Here is a 24,875-nt window from a genome sequence, read left to right as displayed (position 1 = left end):
TTTTCCCTATCAGCCCTCCGTGTGGGCCGTCGTGGGGCCGTCATCGGTGTCCGGGCCGTCGCCGAAGGCCCGGTTCACCGCCTCGCGGGTTCGCTTCTCGCTGCTGGGCATCAGATGCGTGTACGTGCGGAGCGTGAAGCCCGGATCGTGGTGACCCAGATACTCGGACAGGGCCTTGATGCTCTCGCCTGCGTCGAGGAGGACGGACGCGTAGAAGTGCCTCAGCGCGTGCATTCCGGTCGTCCTGCCGAGAGGGACGCCCGCTGCTTCGAGGGCTGGGCGCCAGAACCCGCGATTGAAGCCGTTGCGGTTGATCGGGCGACCCTGGTCCCGGTGGAAGATCAGAGAGGCCGTTACCGGTGGTCCATCTACAGCACGCCAAGGCAGCGTCACAGAGGCCGCGCCAGGCCCAGGACCTCGCCCTGACGCAGGCCGCAGCCACCCGCCAGGTCCACCATGGGCCGGTACTGCTCGGGCAGCGCCGAGCGAACCGCGAGAACACGCTCCCGCGGCCAGGGAATGATCCGGCGAGGGTCGAGCTTCGGCGCACGTACGGACGACGACCGGCAGGGGTTCTCGGGTATCAGCCGGTCGTCCACGGCGGCGGTCAGCATGGTGGAGAGGTTGGCGAAGATCACCCGCTGATAGGCCGGTGCCACTCCCCCGTCGTGCAGCTTCCGCAGCCACTCGCGGATGTGCGTCGGCCGGAGGGAGCCCAGCGTGCGGCTGCCCAAGTAGGGCAAGACGTGCAGGCGGATGCGCTGCTCAGTGCCCACGAAGGTACCGGGGTCCATGGTGAGGGACGCCAACCACCGTTCGGCGTGCTGTCGTACGGTCAGGCGCCCGGCCTGCGGGTCGATGTACTGCCCGCGGGCCATGTCCGCCTCGACCTGCGAGAGCCACTGCTCGGCGAGCCGCTTCTGGCGGTCGGGGAAGCTCTTGGACTTCTCGGTGCCGTCTGGGCCGACGTAGCGGGCGCGGTAGCGCAGGCCGACGCCGTAGCGATCGGTCTTAACCTTGACGACCTTGCCGTTGGTTCCAGGCTCGGCCTTGTACCAGCGGTCTTGGATGTGCCCGGCCATCAGGCAGCCTCCCCAAGCTGGGAGTCCACCCAGGCCCGCACGTCGTTCGGGTCGAAGCGCAGGTGCCGGCCGCCGCGGAAGCCGCGGGGACCGGTGTGCTTGCGGCGCCACTGTCGGCGAGTCAGCGTCGGATGCCGCCGTACGCGAGACGAAGGAAGAGACCGGCTTCGACGTCGAGGTGACGGGCCTGATCGGGCTCTACACCAACCCGGCCCACGTCATGGCATACGACGACGGGGAGGTCCGCCAACAGTTCTCGATCTGCTTCCGTGCGCGCATCATCGGCGGTCAGCTGCGTACAAGCAGCGAGAGCAAGGAAGTGGCGTTCGTGCACCCCGGTCGGCTGGACAGCCTGAACATCCACCCGTCGATGCGGATGCGGATCGACCATGGGTTGGCGAACCGGCCGGAACCCTACATCGGCTGATCACCAAGGCGAGAGCGCGTCCGTGCCACGGCGGCCCCGAGGTACGGACGTGCCTTGCTGATGGCGTTGTGCACCTCGCTGCCCACCTCGTACCGCTCCAAGATCTCGTCAATACGGCGGTCGAAGTCGAAGGTCTGCCCGGCGGGACCGGTCGTCATGTCGGCATAAATCAGCGCGTCCAGGACGGGGGAGTCCTCCCGCTCATAGACTGCCAACTCTTCCGTGAGGCCACGCTGCTCGGCTTCGTAGACGGCACCGGAGTGGTGGGCGACCAGGCGCACGAGCCGTGCCGGCGCCCCAAGGCTCTCCAGGTGGCGAGCGCCATCGAGCGGATGGAAGCCGGTCTGCTTCAACTCGGGGGCATAGCCGATGTCATGAAGCCAGGCGGCGGCGACGAGTAGATCGCGGTCGCCCTTGGACACCGCCGGCGCTGCTTCGCGAGCACGAGCCGCCACGGCCTGAGTGTGCAACCAGCGATTCCCGAGCGGAGGCAGAAGCGACTCGGCCAGTTCGGCCGCGCCTTGGGGCGTGTCCAGTCCAGAGGGCATAGCTCGCACCGTAGCCGAGACGGACAGGTCACGGACAGCCCGGGACCGACAGCCCAGGCGCATGGCGCGGTAAGACTTTCCCTACTTCATCAAGGCCCGCGCACGGCGCGGGCGCGCGCCGCCTCTGCGGCGCGGCCTGCCTCCTGTCTTCGCCCCGGCTGGCCGCGCCCGGCGGCTGCGGGCAGTCGTGGGGAGAAACCTCTGTGGCTGGGGCGGTCGGCTCCACGGCTTTAGGCAGCCAATTTGGCGCGAGCCTCGAAGATCATGGCCCAAAATCGGGCACTAACGGGCAGGCTCACAAACCTGCCCGATCCGCTGGCTAGCGTAATGGGCCATGATCACTCGCGCCAAATCAGCTCCAGCCCAAAGCCGCTCCACCGACCTAGTTGATCAAGTATCCGAACCGTTGCCGCAGCAACGGGAACTCGCCCTGATGACTGAGGCCTGAATTGCGGCGCTCCTGCGCCTCTTCCGCAAGCTCGCGAAGATCAGAATCGTCCAGGGCAATAACAAAGCCGCGGCCATCCTTGGCGGTATCGCGACACCGCTTCAGAAAGAGATCCTTATCCTGGAAACTCCGGCATGTGATGACGCCAACCCAGCCCCGCTCGCGGCTAAATCTACCGGAGATTTGGTCAAGCTCTTCGTTTCCCGGTTCACGAGAATAGTTTTTGCACTCTACCGGCAAGAGGGTAGACCCATGCCGCCGGGCAACCCAGTCGAAGAATCCGACGCCAGCGACATTATCGTAAAGAATGTCTATTCGCTTTCGCCCCTCGTGGATTTCTGCCTCGATTTTCATGTTCGAGCAAAATGGGTAAAGCAGGGCCGTGAGTAGGCTCTCGACAGCCCGGTGATACATCGAAGCTCCGCCATTCCCGGCACTTATCGCCTCGACCTGCTCCATCAAGGCCAGATAGTCCACTTCTGGCGTCTGGGTCAGGTGCGCCACTTCATAATGTGTCAGGGGAGGGCACGATAGCTTCGATGTGGACTTCCTGTAGCTGGGCAAGGCGTGAGGGAACTTAGCGGTGTGTTCAATAATGGCTAGCTTGTCGGCGCCGTACTTGGCCTTGAGCTCCAGTCGAGACACGCGCGGGCTGCCATTTTTCAGTATCTTCACCAACTCTGTCTTTGCTTGGATTTCCTCCTGCTCTAGGAGTGGCGCCAGGTACCCGTTGTAGTACCTGTCTTTGTTGAAGATCAGGTCATGTCGAACGACCGACTTGGGGACGAGCAGGAGCTTATCTCCCTCCTCACCGCCAGCTCGGGGGAGGGCTATGAAGTCTTCCTGCCACTCCAGCGAGTTTGGATTCCAGACGGGGCCTGAATGTTGCAGCTCCATTGGTATCTCGTAGAAATCGCAGGCTGCTTGGGTGTAGCCGATAAGTGCCCCTCGGATGACGTGTGTCGTTATATCTGAGACTATGTCCCGACCGATTCCGGGAATCAGCAGGGATGTATCTTCCAGATCGCTTAGTAGGCCCGTCCTGGCCGCTTTGCTACGTGTGAGGGTGTCGACTACCTTCTCGGCACCAACCCCGCCCAAGCCTCTACCTCGGGAGCGTCCGATAGAAAAGCCGAGATGCGTCTCGTTGGGTTCGCCGAGCCTACCCAGGAGCTCGGACAAGCGCGCCTTGTCTTGTGCGCCTACCGCTTCCAACACTTCAGTAAAGAAGGACTGGAGGAGAGCTTCACATTCGGCGGCCCAAGAACTATCTTGGATGCGAATTGCGCGGGGGTCGAGGAAAACCGGCACGTCTTTCGTCGTGTCGACATCCACAAAATCAAGCGACGGCTGCGTCCGTCCGAGGTGGAACTCTTCCGAAACTCGCATGGCCCCCCCAGCAAGGTGCAGTTACGGATCACAGACTGTAGACGCCACGGACACACAGCGCTAGAGCGCCTGGGCGACGGAGCCAACTGGTGAGTACGCAGCAGTCGGTACCTGCAAGGCCCCGGGCTTGGTCGACGCGATGGAGAGGCGACCGCCCAGGGTGTCCGACGGAGCCCCGAGGCGGTCCATGCCTCTAAGGTCGTCATCAATCAGATGAACGCCCGGTGGTCGGCCCTGCCGAGGACACTCACACAGGGACTTGCTTGACTCACCCTGGACTTCGCCGGCCCGGGCGACGGAGCGTCTTGTTGTCAGTGGCGCTCGCTACAGTTGAGAGTTCGCCTCAGCTCAACCCCCGACCACAACATGTAGTGGTACTTACTCTTCGGTAACACAACCTATTGGGTTCTTGCTTGCCGTCGAGGTCGCCGGGGTGCTCTACTACTCTCGATCGAAGAAAGAAGGCCCCATCCGGGGCCTCGACTTGAGGTCGAGTCATCGGTTGGGGCCCATGCGTTGGTCGCGCCTTCGGACCCTATAACGACGGACGCTGTTGTCCAAGTGTCCGCGACTGATGAGTAGACCTCAGAAATGAGGTGTTCATGACTCTGAAATCTGTCCTCATCGGCTACGACCTGAACCGTCCCGGGCAGGACTACGACTCGCTCTGTGAGGCGATCAAGGCGCAGGGAACCTGGTGGCACCACCTCGACTCCACTTGGATCGTGAAGACGACCAAGAGCCTCACCGAGGTACGTGACGCACTGTGGCGCCACATGGATGCGAATGATGAGCTTCTCGTCGTTGAGCTGACTGGGGCAGCTGCCTGGGCCGGATTCAACGACCGCGGTAGCAACTGGCTGAAGCAGAACCTGTAGGCAGGACGCCAATGGCAGGTGCGGCGACAGACGTTGTCCTGGCGCCGCACCAGTCCAGTCTTAGGGTGCTCCGCATGACCGACGAAGCCCTCGCCTGTCCCGAGTGCAGCCAGCCCATGCGGTTCGGCGGCTTCGTGCTCTGCAAGCGGGAGGACGATGGCCGGCGAACTTGTCGAGCGCTGTGGCGGTGTGCCGGTCGGCATGTGTGGTGGGGCTGGGCCGACCGGCCGGATGAGCCGCTGGAGGTCTGTCCCTTCCCGAAGCTGGGTCTCTGACATCCACGAGTGACATCAACAGCAGCGGACGGCCGCGGCAACCGGCGGTCGTGTGCGGCACCGGTGTCCGAGGCGGGCCCCCGTCGGACTGGGGCGAGAGCGAACTTGTAAAGCGGCGCTCACGCGCGTGCTGCCCTTCCCGAGCCGTCCTCGGGCCGTGGAAGGGCGCTCAATGGTGACCAACGTCGACAGCTCGGCAGCAGGTCAGGGCGTTGATCGATTCGGCGTCCGCAGGTCACGGCCGCCGGTGATCAGGCGTGGTTGATCAGGCGGGCATCCAGCCAGGCCACTGTGGCGGGACGTTGCTCGCAGGGCACAGGCCCGAGTCGCCGGGATAGCCGTCGAGTGTTCCTCGGGTCGCGAAGAGCCACCAGGCGAGCCACACCGTCGCAACAAGCACCAGCAGGGTCGGCACTGTGGCGCGGACCGCTGTTGGCGCGCGAAACACCAGACGTCGGCCGATGGCCCGCGCCATGAGCCCCACCATCGCTTCGGCTCCTACAACCAAAGGGAACAAGAAGTTGAGTTCGAGGCGCCCGCCGGCGTCGTATCCCGCGTCGCAATACGCTCGCGCCCAGACGGTGAGGGACCAGCTGAGGCAGCCCATGACGGCTCCGAATAGTGCGGAGCCCGCCCAGGGGAGACAGGCGTTGGATCTCGGCTTGGCTGTGTCCACGACACGACATGACTGCGAAAGCAGCATCCGCGGTTCCGAGGTAAGCCGCTGGCCCTCGGGCCAGGCCGCGCCCGGGCCGTCCCTGGGCCGTGCGAGGTCACCCGACGCCGACCGGCAACGACAGAAGCCCACGGCATCCGACAAGGTCAGAGCCGTGGGCTTCGTCAGTCTCGCTGGTGGGCGAGAGCGGTGATCAGTACACCGGCTTGTGCGGTTCGATCTGGTTGACCCAGCCGATGACGCCGCCGCCGACGTGGACCGCGTCGGCGAAGCCCGCGGACTTCAGGACCGCGAGGACTTCCGCACTGCGGACACCCGTCTTGCAATGCAGGACGATCTTCTTGTCCTGCGGGAGGCCCTCGAGGGCGGTGCCCATGAGGAACTCGTTCTTCGGCACGAGACGGGCGCCCGGGATGGACACGATCTCGTACTCGTTGGGCTCGCGGACATCGATGATCTCGATGTTCTCGCCGTCGTCGATCCACTCCTTGAGCTGCTTGGGAGTGATCGTCGAACCGGCGGCCGCCTCCTGGGCCTCCTCGGAGACGACGCCGCAGAAGGCCTCGTAGTCGATGAGCTCGGTGACGGTCGGGTTCTCGCCGCAGACCGCGCAGTTCGGGTCCTTGCGGACCTTGACCTGGCGGTAGGTCATCTCCAGGGCGTCGTAGATCATCAGGCGGCCGACCAGCGGCTCGCCGATGCCCGCGAGGAGCTTGATGGCCTCGTTGACCTGGATGGAGCCGATGGACGCGCACAGCACGCCCAGGACGCCGCCCTCGGCGCAGGAGGGGACCATGCCGGGCGGCGGGGGCTCCGGGTAGAGGCAGCGGTAGCAGGGACCGTGCTCCGACCAGAACACGGAGGCCTGGCCGTCGAAGCGGTAGATCGAACCCCACACGTACGGCTTGTTCAGCAGCACGCACGCGTCGTTGACCAGGTAACGCGTCGCGAAGTTGTCCGTGCCGTCGATGATCAGGTCGTACTGGCTGAAGATGTCCATCACGTTGTCGGCCTCGAGCCGCTCCTCGTGAAGGATCACGTTCACGTACGGGTTGATGCCCTTGACGCTGTCCCGCGCGGACTCGGCCTTGGAGCGGCCGATGTCGGACTGGCTGTGGATGATCTGGCGCTGCAGGTTCGACTCGTCGACCTCGTCGAACTCCACGATGCCGAGCGTGCCGACGCCCGCGGCGGCCAGGTACATCAGCGCCGGCGAGCCCAGGCCGCCGGCGCCCACACAGAGCACCTTGGCGTTCTTCAGCCGCTTCTGCCCGTCCATCCCCACGTCGGGGATGATCAGGTGGCGGGAGTACCGGCGGACCTCGTCTACGGTGAGCTCAGCTGCTGGCTCGACCAGGGGTGGCAACGACACGGGGACTCCGTTGGTCGGTCAATCACTACGGTTGTTCTCCCCGTAACAGTGCCATGGTCTTTTTCATTCCGAGACACCTGTTCCGATACGCGAGACAATGTCGTCCCAGAAGCCGGGCATCGTCGTCCACGCATCCGTGTTCCCGGACCCTCGGCCGCCGTCGGCCACCCGGTCGGTGAACCAGATCGTGGCCGCGCCGTGCCAGCGGGCGATGCGCAGCGCCTCCTCCAGATGCGGGTGCGGCACCCCGTGCACGAAGTGGCAGAAGCGCTCCGGCGGGTAGTCCGCGGTCCACTCGGCCGCCTGCGACCAGCGGTAGTCGCTCCAAGCGCCGCTGAAGGTCACCAACTGGTCGGCGCTCTCGGCGTAGCCGGGGTACGGGTGGGTGCCGTGGTCCAGGACGATGTGGGCATCGTCACGTCGGGCCCGCAGCGCGGAGACCGTCCGCCGCACCGCCGGGAGGTCGGCGCGGTCGGCAGGGCAGCGGTGCAGCAGGAAGCCGTCGACCTGGTACCAGTCGAGGTAGTGCTCGGCGTCGCCGAGCAGATCGCCGGCCGGGCGCGCGGCGTCCAGCCGGCCGAGGACGCGCACGCCCGCGTTCCGCAGCCGGCCGGCGGCTTCCAGGCAGTGCGGGTCGGGGCGGGTGCCGGGGCCGTCGGCGACGTCGAGGACGACCCAGTGCACCGGTGTGCCGGGCCGGGTGAGCTCGCCCCACTCGGCCGGTGCGACCAGGGGGTGGGCGAGGCCGGGGAGGCCGAGTCCGGTGCGCAGGACCGTGCCGGCGGTTCCTGCCGTCGTGCTGGTCAGATGCGGCATGCCGCCTCCATCCAGATGTCGGCGAGGGATTCCTCGAGGTTGATCCGCGGCCGCCAGCCCAGCCGGTCGCGCGCGGTGCGCACATCGGCCTGCTGCCAGCTCCCGCAGCCGTCGGGGTACGGGTACGCCATCGGGGCCACGTGGTCGGCGTCGGCGCGCGGGTGGCCGATCGTCGACCGGAGGGCGCCGGGGGGACCGTCCAGCTCGTGCAGCGCGCCGCCGTACCCGGCGACCCGGGCGAGGGTCGCGGCCGCGTCGCGCAGCCGCACGGCGCGTCCCGAGCCGATGTTGATGACCCCCTGGGCGGCGGACAGCGAGGCGGCGTGCACGGCGCGGGCGACGTCGCGGACGTCGATGAAGTCCCGCTGCGCGCCGAGGCCGCCGAGCTTGAGTTCGCCGTCGCCGGACTGCATGGCGCGTCGCATGGCCTCGGCGAGCCGGCCGAGCGGGGAGCCGGCCGGGGTGCCGGGCCCGGCGGGCGAGAACACCCGCAGGACGACGGCGTCCAGGCCGGAGCCGAGGACCAGTTCGGTGGCGGCGAGCTTGCTGACGCCGTACGGGCCGCCGGGGCGCGGCACGGCGTCCTCGGCGGTGGAGGAGCCCGGCTGGCTGGGGCCGTACTCGGCACCGCAGCCGATCTGCACCAGACGGGCACCGCAGCCGCTGCGGCGCAGTGCTTCACAGACGGTGGCGACGGCGACGGTGTTGTGCCGGGTGAGGTCGCGGGCACCGCCACGGGTGGCGCCGGCGCAGTTGATGACGACTCCGGGGTGCACGGCGTCGAGGAAGCGGGTGAGCGCGCCCGGGCTGCCGCTGGCGAGGTCGAAGCGGACATCGGCGTCGTCGCCGCGGCCGAGCGCGGTGAGCTGGACGGCCGGGTCGGCGAGCAGGCGGTCGGCGACGAAGCGACCGAGGAAACCGTTGGCTCCGATCAGCAGGACCCTCATCGGGCGGCTCCCCGGGCCGAGTCCTCGCGGGAGGTGATCATCTGGTCTTCTCCTTCAGGGGTGTTGCGATGACGTGCGGCCCGGTGGGGGGTGGGCTGCCGGCGGCTCACCGGTGGTGGTCCGCTCGCGCGTGGGCCGAGGCCCGGGTGAGGGTGCGGGTCGCGTGGATCAGCAAGGTCAGTGCGGCCGCCCCGCACAGCAGGGCGGGAACGCCGCCGGGGCCCGGGGCGTCGACGAGTGCCTCGACCGGAGTGGCCAGGAACCCGCAGCCGGGCAGCCGGGCAGTGAAGACCACGGCCAGGACGGCGGCCTCGCCACCTGCGGTGACGGCGAGGACGAGCCCGGGGGCGCGTGTGGAGCCGTGGGTGGCGAGGAGGCGGGCGAGCAACAGGAGGGCACCGAGCGTGAGCGTCTGGGCGTAGCCGGCGTGCTCGCCGAGGATCGACGCGCACAGGGCGAGCAGGGCGGTGAGCGCGGCCAGGAACAGGGCGACGATGCCGAACAGCAGGGGCCGCAGGGCGGCGGCGAACTCCTCCAGGCCGCGGCTGGCGGCGAGTGCGCGGCGTGCGCGGGCCGAAAGGAGGTGGGCGCACCAGGCGGCAGGAGCGCAGGCGAGGGCGAGCGCCAGGACCGGCGCGGCGGCGAAGGGCCAGGCGCCTGCCGCGGTGCCGTCGGGCAGGCCGTCGGGGCCTCCGGTGACGGCGTCCGACAACAGGGCGTCACCCAGGGCGGCGTAGGCCAGCAGCCAGCAGGTCCACGCGCGGGTGCCCACGAGGCGAATCCCCGGGTGGGGGCGTTGCGGGGCTCCGAGCGGACCCCGGCGCAGGACGGCCCGCAGGGCGACGGCCACGGCGAGGATGCCGGCCACGCCGACGCACAGTCGGGCTCGGCCGTCGGTGAGGCGCAGGCCGGTCAGGGTCGCGGCGCACAGGGTGCCGGGCAGCAGGGAGAACAGCAGCCAGGTGGCGCGCGGCCGCTCCGGTGGGGTACCGGCCGGGGGCGGTGCGGGGGTGTCGCCGGTGCGGGGCACACGCGCGTACATCTCCTCCGCGAGGGAGAAGACGTCCCGGTGGCGGAAGCGGGCGGCGGTGCGGTCGGTGACGCCGTGCGCCTCCAGGCCGGCGGCGATCTCCAGCGGGTCGACTGCCCGCTCGCACAGCTCCCGGTGCCGGTGCATCAGGGCCTTCACGGGGTCCACGGCCCCGCGCCGGGGGGCGGGCGGCTTGCGGTCGGAGGGAACGGCGGGGGCGGAGGGAGCGGTGGGGGCCGCAGCGGCGGCTGGGCGCTCCGGCGGGTCCGACCACGCGCTGGCCGCGGGGGCACCCCCCGCTCCACCCGTCCCGTCGGCGAACGCCCCCGCCCCGTCCTCGTCCAGCAGCTGGGCCGACCGCGTGTCCCACGCGCCGGGGCTGCCGGGCGTCCCCGGACGGTCGAACTCTCCCGTGTCGCTCATCGCGCCACCTCCCCTGCCGGGACGGGCACGGTGCCGCCCCACGACGCCGCCGAGACCTCCGGCGCACCGCCACGCGACGCCGCCGAGACCTCCGCCGCGCCGCCCCGCGATGCCGCAGGGACGGGCACGGTGCCGGCCCGCGACGCCGCCCGTACCGGTGCCGTGGCCCAGCCCGGGCCGCCATGGGCCACCACCCGGGCGCCCGAGTCGCTCCAGCGGCCGGGCAGATGAGCCTCGGCCGGGACGCCGAAGGGCAGCGGCTCGCCTGTGTCGTCGAGGACGACGCGATTGACCGGGCAGCGGGAGACCAGCTCCAGGTAAATGCCGTGAAATGCCGCGACGTTCTGCTCAACGGTGAACAGCTCCAGCGCCCGCGCGCGTGCGGCCGCGCCCAGGCGCGCACGGCGCTCGGGGTCGCGCAGCAGCGCCACGCACGCCTCGGCGAGCGCCCGCGGGTTGCGCGGCGGTACGACGAGGCCGGTACCGCCGATGACCTCCACGACCGCGCCGACATCGGTGGAGACGGTCGCGCGGCCGCAGAACATGGCCTCGACCAGCCCGATCGGGAAGCCCTCGACGACGCTGGACAGCACGACGACAGCGCCCGCCGCGTAGGCGTCGGCGAGGGTGGGCAGCTCCGGGCCGCCGATCTCCTCGAAGGAGACGGGGTTGTCGCCGACGGCGTGCAGTCCGTCGGCCTCGTCCGGGAAGAGCTGGGCGGCAAGCGCCCGGCAGTGCGCCAGGTACGCCTCGCCCTCGGCGCCGGCCGACGGGCCGACGATCCGCAGCCGCGCGCCCGGCTCCTCCTTGCGGACCTCGGCGAAGGCGTGCAGCAGCGACACCAGGTCCTTGGCGGGTTCGATCCGGCCGATCCACACGAGGGTGTCGGGGTCGGCGGCGTCGGGCGCCTCGCCCACCTCGGTGAAGCGGCTCGCGTCCATGCCGGGGTATACGGTGCGCAGCTTGTCCCGCTCGGCGCCGCAGCGTTCCTGCCAGCGGCGGGCGTGTGCGTTGCCGGGCGTGACACAGGCGGCCCGGCGGTAGACCTCGGTGGCGAGCCGGCCGTGGAAGGCGGCGAGCAGGGCCCGTACGGCGGGCGCGGCGTCCTGGCCGGCGCCGTGCGCCAGATAGTGGCTGCGCAGCCGGACGCCGTACTCGGTCACCAGCAGGGGTACGCCGAAGAAGTGGCCGGCGAGCAGGCCGGGCAGCGCGGCCGGACCGCCGGAGGCGGCGTGACACACGTCGGCCGAGCCGAGCCCGGCGTCGTCGTACCAGTCCAGGGAGAGGGGGCGCAGGGCGCTCTCCAGGTGGGCGGCGACGGTGAGGAGATCCGCCAGCCGTGCATCGCGTGCGGTGCGCAGTGCGCCGGGCGCGCGACAGGCGCGTTCCAGGGCGCGTACCGCCCCCTCCGAGCGGAGCGCGCCGACCAGCCCGCCCTCGTCGCGGGCGAGGTCGGCGAGGCCGTACAGCGCGTTGCTGAAACGGTCCGCCTCGGGCGTGTGCGCCGTCTCCGGGGCGTGCGCGGGGGCGGCCGACGGCTCGGCGCAGAGTGCGGCCACCAGCTCGCCGTAGCACTCGGCGAAGCGCCGGCGCGCACGGCGCCCGAGGCTCACGCCGTCGTCGTCGGCCGTCCACAGCGGCGCCATCCGCACCCTGCTGACCTGCGGCGGCAGCGGAACCCAGCCCTCGTCCTCCTGACACCGACTGCGGCTGAGCGCGTAGATGTCGAACTCGTGCTGCCCGAGCCCGCGCACGAGCCGGTCGCACCACGGCCCGGCGTCACTGTTCAGAAACGGGTAGCCACCCTCCGTGACCAGTCCGATGCGCACGCGTACACCCCCGATCTCCGTGTGGGGAGCCGCCGTTGGTCCGGCGGCTCGCAGCGGGACGAACGTATGCGGACAAGGCGGTGGCGCGACGGACGGTTGTCCGTCGCGCCACCAAAAGGGGTGAACGGTCGTAACTTTCCCGTGCGGGTCGCGTTCGGTCGCGCTAAGAGATCACGTGGTTGCGAACCGTCATCCGGCGCGCCGATGCCGAGCGCCGCCGCGTCGCGGGTCAGGGGCGGCGGGCGGGCCGGGCGTCAGGGGCCTTCAGCGGCCCGGGTAGGGCCAGGGGTTGGGCAGGCAGTGGATGCCGTCGTGGTCGAGGAACTTGGTCTGCTGCTGCATGACCGGGGCGAGTGCGCCGTCCTTGTCGCAGGTCACGTGGCCGTGGCCGAGACGGTGGCCCACCTCGTGGTTGATCAGCATCTGCCGGTAGGCGTGGATCTGATCGCCGTACGTCGGGGAACCCTGCGCCCAACGGTAGGCGTTGATCATCACGCGCTCGGTGGCGGCGGAGTCGCAGGAGACGTTGTCCTCGGTGGTGTCCAGGCCCGACTTGGCGCACCAGGTGGCGGTGGTGCCGGGGCTGGCGAGCGTGACGACGAAGTCGGGCTTGCCGGAGGAGACGCGCTCGAAGGTACGCGCGCCGCCGTGTGCCCAGCTGCGGGGGTCGTTGAGCGTCTTCTGCACGGCCTCGGCGAACAGCGCACCGTCGAGACCGAGGCCCTGTTCCACGTCGACGCGGTAGGTGTACTTCTGGCCCTTGCCCGGCGCCTTGTCGGTGCCGGGCACCGTGGCGAAGGTCCCCGGCCCCTTGAGGGTGGCGCCGAGCGGGTACTTCTGCGCCATTTTCTGCTCGTACGTCATCGGGGCGGCAGGCACGGAGGCGTTCGGCCGGCCGTCGCCGCGCGAGGCGGAGTCACGGGCGTCGCGCGCCTGGTCGGTGGCCGACTGCGCGTGTACGCCGTCCCCGTGGCCGCCGGCGACCTGCCCGGCCACGACGACGGCGAGCACGGTGGTGACGGCGGCGGCCGCGATGCCGGTGAACATGCGGCCCTTGCCGCCCTTGGTGCTCTTGCCGCCCTCGGCGCGGCCGGGCTGCTCGTCGTCGGCGGGGCCGGCGTCCGGCGTCCGGGCGCCGGGCGGGGCCGCGGCACCGGTGGAGCCGGCCCGGGCTGCGGCGGAGGGCCCGGCGGGACGGTCGGGAGTGGTCCGGGGACGCACGAAGACGTCATCGTGGGGGCCAGGGCGCTTGCCGTCGATGCCCTCGAAGGCGTCCAGATAATCCTGACGGGGACCGGCCGACGGCGCCTTGCGCTGCCGAGGCAGGGGAACGCCTGCGACCTGCGGCCCGGCAGGCCGCCCGCGTCCGGCTCCGGGCCCGGCCGACTCGCCCCAGCCACCGCCGGCTTCCCGCTGCTCGGGATGACCACCCCGCACCCGGGGCACGCCGTGAGCCGGGGTGCCGCCTGAGAACCGCGGCACACCGTGCGCGGGCGTCCCGTCGGAGAACTGCGGAACGCCGTGCGCGGGCGTCCCGTCGGAGAACCGCGGCACACCGTGCGCGGGCGTCCCGTCGGAGAACTGCGGAACGCCGTGCGCGGGCGTGCCGTCGGAGACCCGTGGCACGCCGTGCGCCGGCGTCCCGTCGGCCTGCCCGGCCCCGCCCCGGGCCGGCGCGCTCCGAGGCGGTACGCCCCGCGTCGGCGCGCCACGCGTCGACCCACCCTGGGCCGGTGAAACCGGTGACCCACCCGGCATCGGGGCACCCTGCATCCGCGCACCCGGCCCGGGCATGCCCAAGCCCGGCGTGCTCGGCATGCCCGGCATCCGCGCACCTTGACTCCGTGCCCCCGCCATCGGGGCACCTGGCACGGGCGCCCCGGGCGTCGGCAGTCCACGAACGGGACCGGGACCGGCCCAGGACTCGCCCGGGCCTGCGTTCTCCCCCGCCCCCGATGCCGGCGGCTGCGCAGCCGGTGCTCCCCCGCGCCCCGCTCCCGCCGCCGCCGTACTGTCGCCGGGCGCCTTCTTGGGCGCCGGCCCCCGCCTGCTGTGGCGTCCCACGTCGCGCCTCAGCTCCCCTGGCTCGCGGATTCGGATGCGGACAGGGACACGGCGGTGGAGCCGGACGCGGTCCGCTCCACGTCGGCCAGCAGGTCACGGAAGCCGGCGGCCACCGCCCCGGGGTACTCCATCATCGCCACGTGCCCGGCCTCCGGCAGGGTCAGCAGGCGGCCGTCGCGGAAGGTGCGCGCCGCCTTCTGGGCCATACGGAAGCCGACGAGCCGGTCACGGCCGCCGTAGACGAGCAGGGTGGGGGCGAGGACGCGGGCGGCCTGGCGCCAGAGGCTGTGCTGACCGCCCAGTGTGTAGGCGTCGACGATCCCCCGCGCGGAACGGGCCAGGGCGTCCCAGAAGTACGGCAGCTGCATGCGCCGCTCCAGTTCCTCCACGGCGTACCGGAAGGCCTCCGGCGACACGCGCGAGGGGTCGCCGTAGCACAGGGCCATGGAACCGCGGACGCGCTGCTCGGCCGTCCAGTCGCGGGTCAGCCGGGTGAACAGCGGGGCCACGCCGGGCACACCGATCAGCGCGGTCGGCACGGCGGAGCGCTGGATGCGCAGCTCGGGCAGCGCCGGTGAGACGAGCGTGAGCGTGCGGACCAGGTCGGGGCGCTGGGCGGCCACGCGCGTAGAGACGGCGCCGCCGAGCGAGTTGCCGAACAGGTGGACCGGGCCCCGGCCGGACGCGTCGAGGTAGCGGATCACCGCGCGCGCGTGCCCGCTGACGGAGTAGTCGCCGTCGTCCGGTGGCGGCGAGTCGCCGAAGCCCGGCAGGTCGACGGCCTCGCTGTCCACGACGCCGTCCAGCTCGGCCATGAGCGAGGACCAGTTCTGCGAGGAACCGGCCAGCCCGTGGACGTACAGCGCGGGCGGCAGTCCCTCGCGCGCGGCGGGACGCGAGCGCACGGCGAGGGTGATGCCGGGCAGTCCGACCGAGGTCAGCCGCTCGCCCTCCGAAACCCTGACGGGTGCCGCCTTCGGGGCCAGGTTGGTGGGCGGCACGGACGGCAGCTCGGTCGAAGACATGCGGCAATGTTACGAGACGATCACGCAATGGTTCACGTGTTCGGCGTCACAGGGGTCGCCGCCACCCCAAGGGGCACACGGCCCGACGCGGACGTACGGCCATGCACGCGTGGACGTACGGCCACGCACGCGTGGACGTCACGCGCGGCGTGCGGCCACGCACGCGTACAGGCGTGTGCAGCATGGCGTCCGCGTCGGGTGTCTCCTACGCTCAGGACAGGGCACCCGGGTGTGACCCCCTGCTTTCCCAGGGACATTCGTAGGAAGGGAGCCCGTCCATGGCCGTCGACCCCACCGACCCCGAGACGTTCGAGGAGATCGCGGAGGAGGGCGCCACGGAGTTCGACGTCGAGGCGCCCGACGCGGACGCGGCCGAGCAGCAAGCCGACGTCGCGCCCGACCGCGACGACCCGCTGACCGGTGTGGACCCCGCCCGGGCGAACGAGGCGGACCTGATCGAGCAGGCGCGCGTCGTCTCGCTCGACGAGGACGACTACCGCTGACCTCCGGGCACCCCGCTGAGCTGGAGAGAGGCCATTTTTTGCCCGCTCGGATCCGGTTTGAAACTCTTTACCCGACTTTCGCCACCGTCCGGTCCGTGAAATTCTGCGCTCGCACCGCGCACACCCGGGTTACCGAAAAGTACGATGGCGGCGCGGCGCACACCGCATGTGGACGACTTTGGGAGGCGGCGTGACAGCCATCGAGCAGACAGAGGCGGCACGCCCGCGGGGTACGCGGCTGCCGCGCCGTGCCCGACGGAACCAGCTGCTGGGCGCCGCCCAGGAAGTCTTCGTGGCGCAGGGCTACCACTCCGCCGCGATGGACGACATCGCCGAGCGCGCCGGCGTCAGCAAGCCGGTGCTCTACCAGCACTTCCCGGGCAAGCTCGACCTCTACCTCGCGCTGCTGGACCAGCACTGCGAGTCGCTGATCCAAGCCGTGCGCAACGCGCTGGCGTCGACGACCGACAACAAGCAGCGCGTGCGGGCGACCATGGACGCCTACTTCGCGTACGTCGAGGACGACGGCGGGGCGTTCCGCCTGGTCTTCGAGTCGGACCTGACGAACGAGCCCGCGGTGCGCGAGCGCGTCGACAAGGTCACGAACGAGTGCGCCGAGGCGATCTGCGACGTCATCGCCGAGGACACCGGTCTCTCGCGCGCGGAGTCGATGCTGCTGGCCTCCGGCCTCGGGGGTCTCGCCCAGGTGGTGGCGCGCTCCTGGCTGCACAGCGACCGCAGCGTGCCGCGCGACCAGGCGGTGCAGCTGCTGACCTCGCTGGCCTGGCGCGGCATCGCCGGCTTCCCGCTGCACGGCAACGAGCAGCACCACTGACACGCGCCTCGCGGGGCCCACGACAGCCGACGGGACTTTGTTCCCGTCGGCTGTTCGCTGTTGGCGTGCCCGGCGCGGAGCGTGCGGGTCCCCTCACCGGGCTAATGTGTGCTGGGTACGGCGCGGAAGGTCGCGCACTTCACTGACCGTCGGAGGGACATAGCCGTGGAGGTCAAGATCGGCGTGCAGCACGCGCCCCGCGAGATCGTTCTGGAGAGCGGTCAGAGCGCCGAGGAGGTCGAGCAGGCGGTGGCCGCGGCGCTGGCCGGCAAGTCGCAGCTGCTGAGCCTCAAGGACGAGCACGGCCGCAAGATCCTGGTCCCGGCCGACCGCCTCGCCTACGTCGAGATCGGCGAGCCGGCTCCCCGCAAGGTGGGCTTCGGCGCGCTGTAGGGACGCCGCGCTGCGGACGCGCGAGCGGAGGGGGCCGACGGTGTGGAACCGTCGGCCCCCTTCGCCGTTCCCGTCACCGGATCTCCGTGGGCGGGGCACAGAAGCCTCACAGCCGATGATTGGATTTCGCAGGTCACGGGTATGACCGGCTACGACCTTGGTACCGGGTGGGTGTCGCCTACGGTGCAATGTCCGGTCGTCTGGGAGGGACCCGCGATGATCTTCGAAGCGCTCGGCTCGGCAGTGCTCGGTCTGGTCCTGGCGTGGGCCGCGCTGCACCGCCTGTCGCACCGCCTGCCGGCCCGCGCGCTGGTCCTCGCGACGGGCGTCGCCGGCGCCCTCTTCGGCGACTTCGTCACCCACAGCGCACTGGGAACCGACAGCGTCCTGCCCGGCCTGATCGGTGCGACGATCGTCTCGGCGGCCTCCCTCTCCCTGCTCCTGCGCCCCGCAGGCCGTCTACGCCGATCAGCGACGGCGTAGCGGAAGCGCGAAGGGGCGATGGCGAAGCCGAACCCCGTGGGGCGACGGCGAAGCCGAAGCCCAAGAGGCGCGGGGAACTGCGCGACCGGCCACGACGAACCGGCAGCCGCGCACTTCCCCGCAACCGCCCCCACGGAGCGAACCCCGCCCAGGCCGCGAGGCCCAGCGCAACGGGCCCCACAGGGCAAAACCCGCCCAGGCCGCGAGGCCACCGCAACCGTCCCCCGAGGGACGACCCCGATCAGGCCGCGAGGCCCAGCGCGGCCATCCGCTTGGTGTGCGCCTCCGTGATCCGCGAGAACATCCTCCCGACCTCCGCGAGGTCGAACCCGTCCGCGACACCTCCCACGAGCATCGTGGACAGCGCGTCCCGGTCGGCCACCACCCGCTGCGACTGCGACAGCGCCTCGCCCATCAGCCGCCGCGCCCACAGCGCCAGGCGGCCGCCGACACGCGGATCGGCGTCGATCGCCGCGCGCACCCGGTCCACGGCGAAGCCGGCATGGCCGGTGTCGTCCAGCACGGCCAGCACCAGCGACCGGGTGTCGGCGTCCAGGCGGGCCGCGACCTCACGGTAGAAGTCGCTGGCGATGGAGTCGCCGACGTACGCCTTGACCAGGCCCTCCAGCCAGTCCGAGGGCGCGGTCTGGCGGTGGAAGCCGTCCAGCGCGGCGACGAACGGCTCCATCGCCAGCGTCGGGTCCTCGCCGACCTCGGTGAGACGGTCGCGCAGCCGCTCGAAGTGGTGGAACTCGGCCGACGCCATCTTGGCCAGCTCCGCCTTGTCTGCCAGCGTGGGCGCGAGCTTGGCGTCCTCCGCGAGCCGCTCGAACGCCGCCAGCTCGCCGTAGGCGAGCGCGCCGAGCAGGTCCACGACGGCGGCCCGGTACTGCGGTTCGGCGGAGGCCGTCGCCCAGTCCTGGGCGGCGACTCCCGTGGGTGCGTCGGAGGCGTGGTCAGGCTTGTCAGAGCTCGTCATGCAGCGCACAATAGCCCGCTCGCCGCGGGACGGAAGGCCCTGGTCACCACAGTGCCGGAGGCCGCGCCGATCTCCACCGTACGGATGTGACGACGACAACGTGACCGAATCGGCCATCGCGTGTGCGCCGATCCGGGGTATGGTGGTAATGCGCCTGCCGAATACTCGGTCGTGTTCCGACGTAGTGTCTCGACGGGCCGCACGTATGAGGATGCCCGGTCGGTGGCCCGATCGGCTCCGACCCGACAGCCCTCCCCGACCGTACGGCAGCACGCGTACGGCCCCGGAGGGGGGACACCCTCAGCGGTACGAGCGCTCGAGCGTCGGCAGTGGTCCCGTGCACTACGGCTTGCCCGCCCGGCTTTCCGTAAGGCAGCCGACGTCCCCGGCACGGTCCGACACGACCCCCGCGCTCGCCTCGCACCGCGCACACAGAAGAGGCAGCACCCTGACTACGACGTTCCGAGAGCTCGGAATCCTTCCCGAGACCGCCGAGGCGCTTGAAGCCGTCGGCATCATCACCCCCTTCCCCATCCAGGAGATGACCCTCCCCGTCGCCCTCTCGGGCACGGATGTCATCGGCCAGGCCAAGACCGGCACGGGCAAGACCCTCGGCTTCGGCCTCCCGCTCCTCGAGCGCGTGACCGTCCCCGCCGACGTGGAGGCCGGCCGCGCCGCCCCCGAGGCCCTCACCGACGCTCCCCAGGCGCTCGTCGTCGTCCCCACCCGCGAGCTGTGCACCCAGGTCACCAACGACCTGCTGACGGCGGGCAAGGCCCGTAACGTGCGCGTGCTGGCGATCTACGGCGGCCGCGCCTACGAGCCGCAGGTCGAGGCCCTGAAGAAGGGCGTCGACGTGGTCGTCGGCACCCCGGGCCGCCTGCTCGACCTCGCGGGCCAGAAGAAGCTGAACCTCAAGCACGTCAAGTGCCTGGTCCTCGACGAGGCCGACGAGATGCTCGACCTCGGCTTCCTGCCCGACGTCGAGAAGATCATCAACATGCTGCCGGCGAAGCGGCAGACCATGCTGTTCTCGGCCACGATGCCGGGCGCGGTCATCGGTCTCGCCCGCCGCTACATGTCCCGGCCCACGCACATCCGCGCCACCGCGCCGGACGACGAGGGCGTGACGGTCGCGAACATCAAGCAGTTCGTCTACCGCGCGCACAACATGGACAAGCCGGAGATGGTCGCCCGCATCCTGCAGGCCGAGGGCCGCGGACTCGCGATGATCTTCTGCCGGACCAAGCGCACGGCGGCCGACATCGCCGAGCAGCTGGAGCGCCGCGGCTTCGCCTCCGGCGCGGTCCACGGCGACCTCGGCCAGGGCGCCCGCGAGCAGGCGCTGCGCGCCTTCCGCAACGGCAAGGTCGACGTCCTCGTCTGCACCGACGTCGCCGCGCGCGGCATCGACGTCGAGGGTGTCACGCACGTCATCAACTACCAGTCCCCCGAGGACGAGAAGACGTACCTGCACCGGGTCGGCCGCACCGGCCGCGCGGGCGCCAAGGGTACGGCGATCACGCTGGTCGACTGGGACGACATCCCGCGCTGGCAGCTGATCAACAAGGCGCTGGAGCTGGACTTCAACGACCCGGCGGAGACGTACTCGAGCTCCCCGCACCTGTTCTCCGACCTCGGCATCCCCGAGGGCACGAAGGGCACCCTGCCGCGTTCCGAGCGCACCCGCGCCGGCCTGGACGCCGAGGTGCTCGAGGACCTGGGCGAGCCGGGCGGGCGGGCTGCCCGTGGCCGCGGTGGCCGTGGCGGCCGCCGCGAGGAGGCCCCCCGTTCCCACGACCGCGAGGCGGAGCGCGAGCGCAGCCGTACGCCGCGCCGTCGCCGCCGTACGCGCGGCGGGGCGCCGCTGGAGGCTGGCGCCGAGCAGACGGCTGCGGCCGCCGAGGCGACCGCGACGGCCGAGGGCACCGAGGACGGCCCGCGCGTCCTGCGCCGCCGTCGCCGCACCCGCGGCGGTGCCGCGGCCGCCACGACGGCCCAGACCGCCTCCGCCGCCACGACGGCCCAGGCCGCGCCGGCCGCCGAGGCAGCCGTCACGGCGTCGCAGAGCGCGGAGCTGGACACGCCCGAGACCTCGTCGAAGTCGCGGCGCCGCCGTACCCGCAAGCCGGCGGAGACCGCCACGGCTCCGGCCGAGGTCATGCCGGTGACCGACGCGACCGCTCCGTCGGCCCCGTCGGCTCCGGAGCAGGCCGAGGTCACCGAGGCTCCGGCCGCCGCGCCGCGCCGCCGTACCCGCAAGGCGGCGGCAGCGACGGAGACGGCCGTGACCGAGACGGCGGCCGAGGCGGCCGTCGACACGGCGGAGACCGCCGAGGCCAAGCCGAAGGCCCGCCGCACCCGCAAGGCGACGGCGAGCACCGAGGACGCCGCTCCGGCGACCGAGGCGACCGCCGGGACCACGGAAGCCGTCGAGGCGACCGAGGCCAAGCCGAAGGCTCGCCGCACCCGCAAGACCGCGGCGACCAAGACCGCCGAAGCAGCCACCGAGGCGACCGCTGCGGCAGCCCCCGAGGCAGCCGTGACCGCCGTCGACACCGCCGAGGCCACCGAGGCCACCGAGGCCACCGAGGCCAAGCCGAAGGCTCGCCGCACCCGCAAGACCGCGGCGACCAAGGCCACCGAAGCAGCCACCGAGGCGACCGCTGCGGCAGCCCCCGAGGCGGCCGTCGACACGGCCGAGGGTACGGAGGCCAAGCCCAAGGCCCGCCGCACCCGCAAGACCGCGGCGACCAAGACCGCCGAAGCAGCCGCCGAGGCGACCGCCGAGATCCCCGCCCAGGCCACCGCCGAACCGGAGACCGACGCCAAGCCGAAGACCGTGCGCCGCACCCGCAAGACCGCGGCGAGCAAGGCCACGGAGACGGCCGAGGCCGCCGTCGACACGGCCGAGGCGACCGAGGCCAAGCCGAAGACCCGGCGCACGCGCAAGACGGCAGCCGCCGCCACCGCGGAGCCGGAGGCGACGGTGGCGACGGAGACCGCCGAGGCCAAGCCGCGCCGTACCCGCAAGGCCACGGCGACCGCCGAGGCGGCCGTCGACACGGCCGAGGGTACGGAGGCCAAGCCCAAGGCCCGCCGCACCCGCAAGACCGCGGCGACCAAGGCCACCGAGGCCGCCACCGAGGCGACCGCCGAGATCCCCGCCCAGGCCACCGCCGAGCCGGAGACCGACGCCAAGCCGAAGACGGTCCGCCGCACCCGCAACGCCGCGGCCGCCACGGCGGAGGCGGAGCCGGAGGCCAAGCCGAAGGCCCGCCGCACGCGGAAGGTCGCGGCAGCGGCCCCGGAGTCGGCCGACGACTGACCCTCGCGGCCACACACAACGCCGGCGGCCCGGTCCACCTCGAGTGGGCCGGGCCGCCGGCGTTGTGGGGGACGACCGCCGGAGGTTCCGTCATGCATATCCTCGGCTCGTGACCGATCCCCGTTCCTCCGAGTCCTCGGAAACAGAGTCCTTCGAAGCCCAGTCCTTCGAAGGCGAGCCCACCGAAGCCGAGCCCACCGAAAGACAACTCCAGTCCCCCTCCCCCGCCTCCCCCTTCCCCCCACCCCCCGGTGCTCGCGCGTACTCGCTTCGCACCCCGCGAGGGGGGTTCGCCGTCGTCGACATGCCCGTGGCGCCCGGCGTCGCTCAGCGGGGCGTCGCGCTGCTGGTGCCCGGATACACCGGCAGCAAGGAGGACTTCGCGCTGCTGCACGCGCCGCTCGCCGGGCGCGGGTACCGGACGGTCGCCGTGGACGGACGCGGGCAGAACGAGTCCGACGGCCCGGCGGACGACGAGTCGCCGTACGCCCAGGGGGAGTTGGCGCGGGACGTGCTGGCGCAGGCGGCGGCCCTCGGGGAGCCGGTGCATCTGCTCGGGCACTCGCTCGGCGGGCAGCTGTGCCGGGCGGCCGTACTGCTCGACCACACGCCGTTCTGCTCCTTCACCCTCATGTCCTCGGGGCCGGCGCAGATCTCCGTCTCACAGGAGCAGCGGGTGAAGCTGCTGCGGGACGCGCTCGCGGTGATGACGATGGCCGAGGTGTGGGACGTCATGCAGACGATGGGCCCGCCGGAGGAGGTCGGCGGCCCGGCACGCGGCCCGGTGAGCCCGGAGCAGCTGCGGCAACGCTGGCTGAACACCCGTCCCGCGCAACTGCTGGCCGCGGGGCGGCAGTTGGTCACCGAGCCGGACCGGGTCGCCGAACTGGCGGCTCTCCCGCTGCCGTTCCACGTGCTGTCGGGCGCCCATGACGACACCTGGCCGGTGCCGCTGCTGGACGACATGGCGGTAAGCCTGCACGCCTGCCGCACGGTCGTCGAGGGCGCCGAGCACTCCCCCAACGCCGACCAGCCGGCGGCGACGGCCCGGGCGCTCGCCGACTTCTGGGACGCGGTCCCCGGCAGGCCGCCTGCCTGAGCGCCTAGTACTGCCCCTGCAGGTGCTCCCAGAACCCGTCCCGCAGCGCGCGCCGCAGGTCCGCCTGGCCGCGCAGGGAGTACTGGAGCAGGCCCTCGGCCTCGACGAGCAGGTCCTGATCGACCGAGCCGGGCAGATAGGGATGCCCGGGCAGCAGTTCCACCAGGGCCTCGCGCCCGCGCGCCGCGAGCCACTTCGCCGCGATCTGCGCGCCGACGAAGCGGACGGCCTCGCGGGTGGGCCGGGGGGTGGCCTGCGCGCCCTCGTAGGTGGCGGCGGTGCGCCGGGAGACGTACGGCTTGAAGAAGTCGAGGTCGAGGGTGCGCTGGCTGTCGACCTCCCACAGCAGGGGTTCCGCCTGGTTGCGGCCCTCGGGCGCCTCGATGCCCCACAGGTGCACCCGGGCGCCGTAGCCCTGGGCCGCCTCGACCGCCGACACCAGGTCCTCGTCGCCGCCGAGCAGGGCCGCGTCGCTGATGGCGCGGTGCCGGGCGAGGGACTCCAGGTCGGTGCGGATCAGTGAATCGACGCCCTTCTGCTGGTTGTTGGCGTTGAGGTTGCCCAGGCGGACCTTGACGTCGGGGAGTTCCGCGATGGACTGCTGCTCGGCGGTGTGGATACGGCGCCGGGCGCCGTCGTACCAGTAGACGCGCAGCAGGCGGCTGTCGGCGAAGACGGAGCGGGCGCGGTCGATGAGGGCCTCGATGAGCCCCTCGGCGTCGAGGTCGAAGGCGCGGCGGTCCTCGGTGCCCGCGACCAGGCGTCCGGCGGCCGCGTAGAGGTAGCCCGCGTCCACGAAGATCGCGTGGGTGGAGGGCGTCTTGGCCACCTCGGCGAGCATGCGCTGCAGCAGCTCGTTCGTGCGGTCGATGCGGGCGGCCAGGGCCGCCGGGTCGTCGTTCATCGTCTCCATTGTCCTGTTGGTCACGCTGTGAACACAACCGGTCCCGTTCGGTCCCGCAGTGGACGTCTTACTCGTCAGTAATTAGTCGTTCGAAAAATTTCTTTAGCGTAGGGAATGTTCGTAACACGCAACGGGTTGACTAAGACGTACGGATCGCGGGCACCGACGCCCAGTGGTCCACTGATGAGTAGTTCTCCCCAGGAGGATGACCAGACGAAGGGGGAAGCCACCATGCGCTTCGAAATCATGCGACTCGACGACGTCGACGGTACGCCCGTGGACACGACTGTCGTGGACGCCGCCTCCGTCAACAGGATCGTTCAGCAGGCCGCCGCCATCGGGCAGCGCCTGTGGATCCGCCCGGCCGACACCACGGCCTCATAACAGGGCGGCTCCCCCACAGAAGCTTCAGGGCCCCGCGCGGCACATCGCCGCGCGGGGCCCTGTTGCGTGCGGGCCCGCACAGGCACGGGCCCTTCGCGTACGGCCGGGTCAGCCGCCCCGGATCACCTGCGTGACGCCGTTGATGATCTGCTGCACCGCGATGGCGGAGAGCATCATGCCGGCGAGCCGGGTCACCAGGACCACGCCGCCGTCCTTGATGACCTTGATGATCAGCAGCGAGTAGCGCATCACCAGCCACAGCACGACGTGGATCGCGAGGATCGCCGCCCACACGGACACCTGCGAGGAGACGCTGCCGGCCTTCTGCACGGCCAGGATGACCGACACGATCGCGCCGGGCCCGGCGAGCAGCGGCATGCCCAGCGGGACCAGGGCGACGTTGACGTCCTTGGTCTGCTTGGGCTCGTCGGTCTTGCCGGTGAGCAGGTCGAGCGCGATGAGCAGCAGGAGCAGACCGCCCGCGATCATCAGCGCGGGCACGGAGACATGCAGGTAGTTCAGGATCTGGTGGCCGAGCAGACCGAAGACGGTGATCACGCCGCCGGCCACGCAGACGGCCTGCAGCGCCATCCGCTTCTGCACCCGTGCGGGCCGGCCGCCGGTCAGCGCGATGAAGATCGGGGTGATCCCAGGGGGATCCATGATGACAAAAAGGGTCAGAAAGAGAGAGCCGAAGACAGCGACGTCGAACATGAGTGTGGTGCAAGCCTTGCGAAG

Annotated in this window: 21 protein-coding genes and 3 pseudogenes; 10 read left to right on the top strand and 14 right to left on the bottom strand. The window is 71.2% G+C overall.

Annotation, left to right across the window (positions count from 1 at the left end):
* Positions 1 to 9: 9 nt before the first annotated feature.
* Positions 10 to 1,082, bottom strand: a pseudogene (locus tag ACZ64A_RS14130) (tyrosine-type recombinase/integrase).
* Positions 1,082 to 1,195, bottom strand: a pseudogene (locus ACZ64A_RS14125) (DNA-binding protein); the annotation flags it as partial. The pseudogenes ACZ64A_RS14125 and ACZ64A_RS14130, both read right to left, overlap by 1 nt.
* On the opposite strand from ACZ64A_RS14125, the pseudogene ACZ64A_RS14120 reads away from it, so the two are divergent.
* Positions 1,186 to 1,509 (top strand): annotated as a pseudogene (locus ACZ64A_RS14120) (NUDIX hydrolase); the annotation flags it as partial. The pseudogenes ACZ64A_RS14125 and ACZ64A_RS14120 sit on opposite strands and share 10 nt — an antisense overlap.
* Here ACZ64A_RS14120 and ACZ64A_RS14115 read toward each other — a convergent pair.
* Together ACZ64A_RS14115 and ACZ64A_RS14110 are read right to left on the bottom strand one after the other, a co-directional pair.
* Entirely contained in the window at positions 1,497 to 2,057 is a 561-nt protein-coding gene (locus tag ACZ64A_RS14115) for an HD domain-containing protein (RefSeq protein WP_469810444.1), read from the bottom strand. The pseudogene ACZ64A_RS14120 and the gene ACZ64A_RS14115 sit on opposite strands and share 13 nt — an antisense overlap.
* Positions 2,058 to 2,439: 382 nt before the next feature.
* Complete coding sequence (locus ACZ64A_RS14110; protein ID WP_469810443.1) at positions 2,440 to 3,894, bottom strand: hypothetical protein; 1,455 nt, start codon at positions 3,892 to 3,894, stop codon at positions 2,440 to 2,442.
* Positions 3,895 to 4,496: 602 nt separating this feature from the next.
* Between ACZ64A_RS14110 and ACZ64A_RS14105 the strand changes: the two genes are divergently transcribed.
* Both ACZ64A_RS14105 and ACZ64A_RS14100 read left to right on the top strand, forming a co-directional pair.
* Positions 4,497 to 4,772, top strand: a complete 276-nt coding sequence (locus tag ACZ64A_RS14105) for a hypothetical protein (protein WP_469810441.1) — start codon at positions 4,497 to 4,499, stop codon at positions 4,770 to 4,772.
* Between the two features lie 74 nt (positions 4,773 to 4,846).
* Positions 4,847 to 5,047: a dehydrogenase gene (locus ACZ64A_RS14100; protein ID WP_469810440.1), complete on the top strand. Its 201-nt coding sequence runs from the start codon at positions 4,847 to 4,849 to the stop codon at positions 5,045 to 5,047.
* 869 nt (positions 5,048 to 5,916) lie between these two features.
* Here the strand turns inward: ACZ64A_RS14100 and moeZ are convergent.
* The 7 genes from moeZ to ACZ64A_RS14065 all read right to left on the bottom strand — a co-directional run bounded on the left by moeZ (position 5,917) and on the right by ACZ64A_RS14065 (position 15,229).
* On the bottom strand, positions 5,917 to 7,095 hold the full coding sequence (gene moeZ, locus ACZ64A_RS14095) for an adenylyltransferase/sulfurtransferase MoeZ (protein ID WP_469810439.1): 1,179 nt from the start codon (positions 7,093 to 7,095) through the stop codon (positions 5,917 to 5,919).
* A gap of 63 nt (positions 7,096 to 7,158) precedes the next feature.
* Positions 7,159 to 7,911, bottom strand: coding sequence for a spherulation-specific family 4 protein (locus ACZ64A_RS14090; protein ID WP_469810438.1), 753 nt, complete (start codon positions 7,909 to 7,911; stop codon positions 7,159 to 7,161).
* Positions 7,899 to 8,858 carry an NAD-dependent epimerase/dehydratase family protein gene (locus ACZ64A_RS14085; protein ID WP_469810436.1) on the bottom strand — a complete coding sequence of 320 codons (960 nt, stop codon included), beginning with the start codon at positions 8,856 to 8,858 and terminating at the stop codon, positions 7,899 to 7,901. The genes ACZ64A_RS14090 and ACZ64A_RS14085 overlap by 13 nt, the downstream gene beginning before the upstream one ends.
* Positions 8,859 to 8,964: 106 nt before the next feature.
* Positions 8,965 to 10,311, bottom strand: a complete 1,347-nt coding sequence (locus ACZ64A_RS14080) for a hypothetical protein (RefSeq protein ID WP_469810435.1) — start codon at positions 10,309 to 10,311, stop codon at positions 8,965 to 8,967.
* A complete protein-coding gene (locus ACZ64A_RS14075) occupies positions 10,308 to 12,140 on the bottom strand; it encodes a DUF3492 domain-containing protein (RefSeq protein ID WP_469810434.1) in 1,833 nt (610 codons plus the stop codon). The genes ACZ64A_RS14080 and ACZ64A_RS14075 overlap by 4 nt, the downstream gene beginning before the upstream one ends.
* Before the next feature lie 264 nt (positions 12,141 to 12,404).
* Positions 12,405 to 14,204 (bottom strand): DUF3152 domain-containing protein, encoded by a 1,800-nt coding sequence (locus tag ACZ64A_RS14070; protein WP_469810433.1) that lies wholly within the window; start codon positions 14,202 to 14,204, stop codon positions 12,405 to 12,407.
* Positions 14,205 to 14,212: 8 nt separating this feature from the next.
* Positions 14,213 to 15,229: an alpha/beta fold hydrolase gene (locus ACZ64A_RS14065; RefSeq protein ID WP_469810432.1), complete on the bottom strand. Its 1,017-nt coding sequence runs from the start codon at positions 15,227 to 15,229 to the stop codon at positions 14,213 to 14,215.
* Between the two features lie 278 nt (positions 15,230 to 15,507).
* Between ACZ64A_RS14065 and ACZ64A_RS14060 the strand changes: the two genes are divergently transcribed.
* The 4 genes from ACZ64A_RS14060 (at position 15,508) to ACZ64A_RS14045 (ending at position 17,443) form a co-directional block, all read left to right on the top strand.
* Positions 15,508 to 15,732, top strand: a complete 225-nt coding sequence (locus ACZ64A_RS14060; protein WP_469810430.1) for a hypothetical protein — start codon at positions 15,508 to 15,510, stop codon at positions 15,730 to 15,732.
* 190 nt (positions 15,733 to 15,922) lie between these two features.
* Positions 15,923 to 16,567, top strand: coding sequence for a TetR/AcrR family transcriptional regulator (locus tag ACZ64A_RS14055; RefSeq protein WP_469810429.1), 645 nt, complete (start codon positions 15,923 to 15,925; stop codon positions 16,565 to 16,567).
* A gap of 165 nt (positions 16,568 to 16,732) precedes the next feature.
* Complete coding sequence (locus tag ACZ64A_RS14050) at positions 16,733 to 16,960, top strand: DUF3107 domain-containing protein (protein WP_361631291.1); 228 nt, start codon at positions 16,733 to 16,735, stop codon at positions 16,958 to 16,960.
* Between the two features lie 216 nt (positions 16,961 to 17,176).
* Positions 17,177 to 17,443 carry a hypothetical protein gene (locus ACZ64A_RS14045; RefSeq protein ID WP_469810428.1) on the top strand — a complete coding sequence of 89 codons (267 nt, stop codon included), beginning with the start codon at positions 17,177 to 17,179 and terminating at the stop codon, positions 17,441 to 17,443.
* Positions 17,444 to 17,684: 241 nt separating this feature from the next.
* On the opposite strand, the gene ACZ64A_RS14040 is transcribed toward ACZ64A_RS14045, so the two are convergent.
* A complete protein-coding gene (locus ACZ64A_RS14040) occupies positions 17,685 to 18,422 on the bottom strand; it encodes a ferritin-like fold-containing protein (RefSeq protein WP_469810427.1) in 738 nt (245 codons plus the stop codon).
* Between the two features lie 541 nt (positions 18,423 to 18,963).
* Here ACZ64A_RS14040 and ACZ64A_RS14035 point away from each other — a divergent pair.
* Both ACZ64A_RS14035 and ACZ64A_RS14030 read left to right on the top strand, forming a co-directional pair.
* Positions 18,964 to 21,750: a DEAD/DEAH box helicase gene (locus tag ACZ64A_RS14035; protein ID WP_469810425.1), complete on the top strand. Its 2,787-nt coding sequence runs from the start codon at positions 18,964 to 18,966 to the stop codon at positions 21,748 to 21,750.
* 109 nt (positions 21,751 to 21,859) lie between these two features.
* A complete protein-coding gene (locus ACZ64A_RS14030) occupies positions 21,860 to 22,849 on the top strand; it encodes an alpha/beta fold hydrolase (RefSeq protein WP_469810424.1) in 990 nt (329 codons plus the stop codon).
* A gap of 4 nt (positions 22,850 to 22,853) precedes the next feature.
* Here the strand turns inward: ACZ64A_RS14030 and ACZ64A_RS14025 are convergent, their stop codons facing one another.
* Positions 22,854 to 23,762: an NYN domain-containing protein gene (locus ACZ64A_RS14025; RefSeq protein WP_469810820.1), complete on the bottom strand. Its 909-nt coding sequence runs from the start codon at positions 23,760 to 23,762 to the stop codon at positions 22,854 to 22,856.
* A 222-nt stretch (positions 23,763 to 23,984) separates the two neighbouring features.
* Between ACZ64A_RS14025 and ACZ64A_RS14020 the strand changes: the two genes are divergently transcribed.
* Positions 23,985 to 24,137: a hypothetical protein gene (locus ACZ64A_RS14020; protein WP_155060754.1), complete on the top strand. Its 153-nt coding sequence runs from the start codon at positions 23,985 to 23,987 to the stop codon at positions 24,135 to 24,137.
* A gap of 108 nt (positions 24,138 to 24,245) precedes the next feature.
* On the opposite strand, the gene ACZ64A_RS14015 is transcribed toward ACZ64A_RS14020, so the two are convergent.
* Positions 24,246 to 24,851, bottom strand: coding sequence for a MarC family protein (locus tag ACZ64A_RS14015; protein WP_363262674.1), 606 nt, complete (start codon positions 24,849 to 24,851; stop codon positions 24,246 to 24,248).
* Between the last annotated feature and the right edge of the window lie 24 nt (positions 24,852 to 24,875).

The organism is Streptomyces sp. NPDC104814 (genome assembly GCF_055583185.1).
Note: the sequence above shows the minus strand (reverse complement) of the source record. Positions and strands in the feature narration are given on the sequence as shown.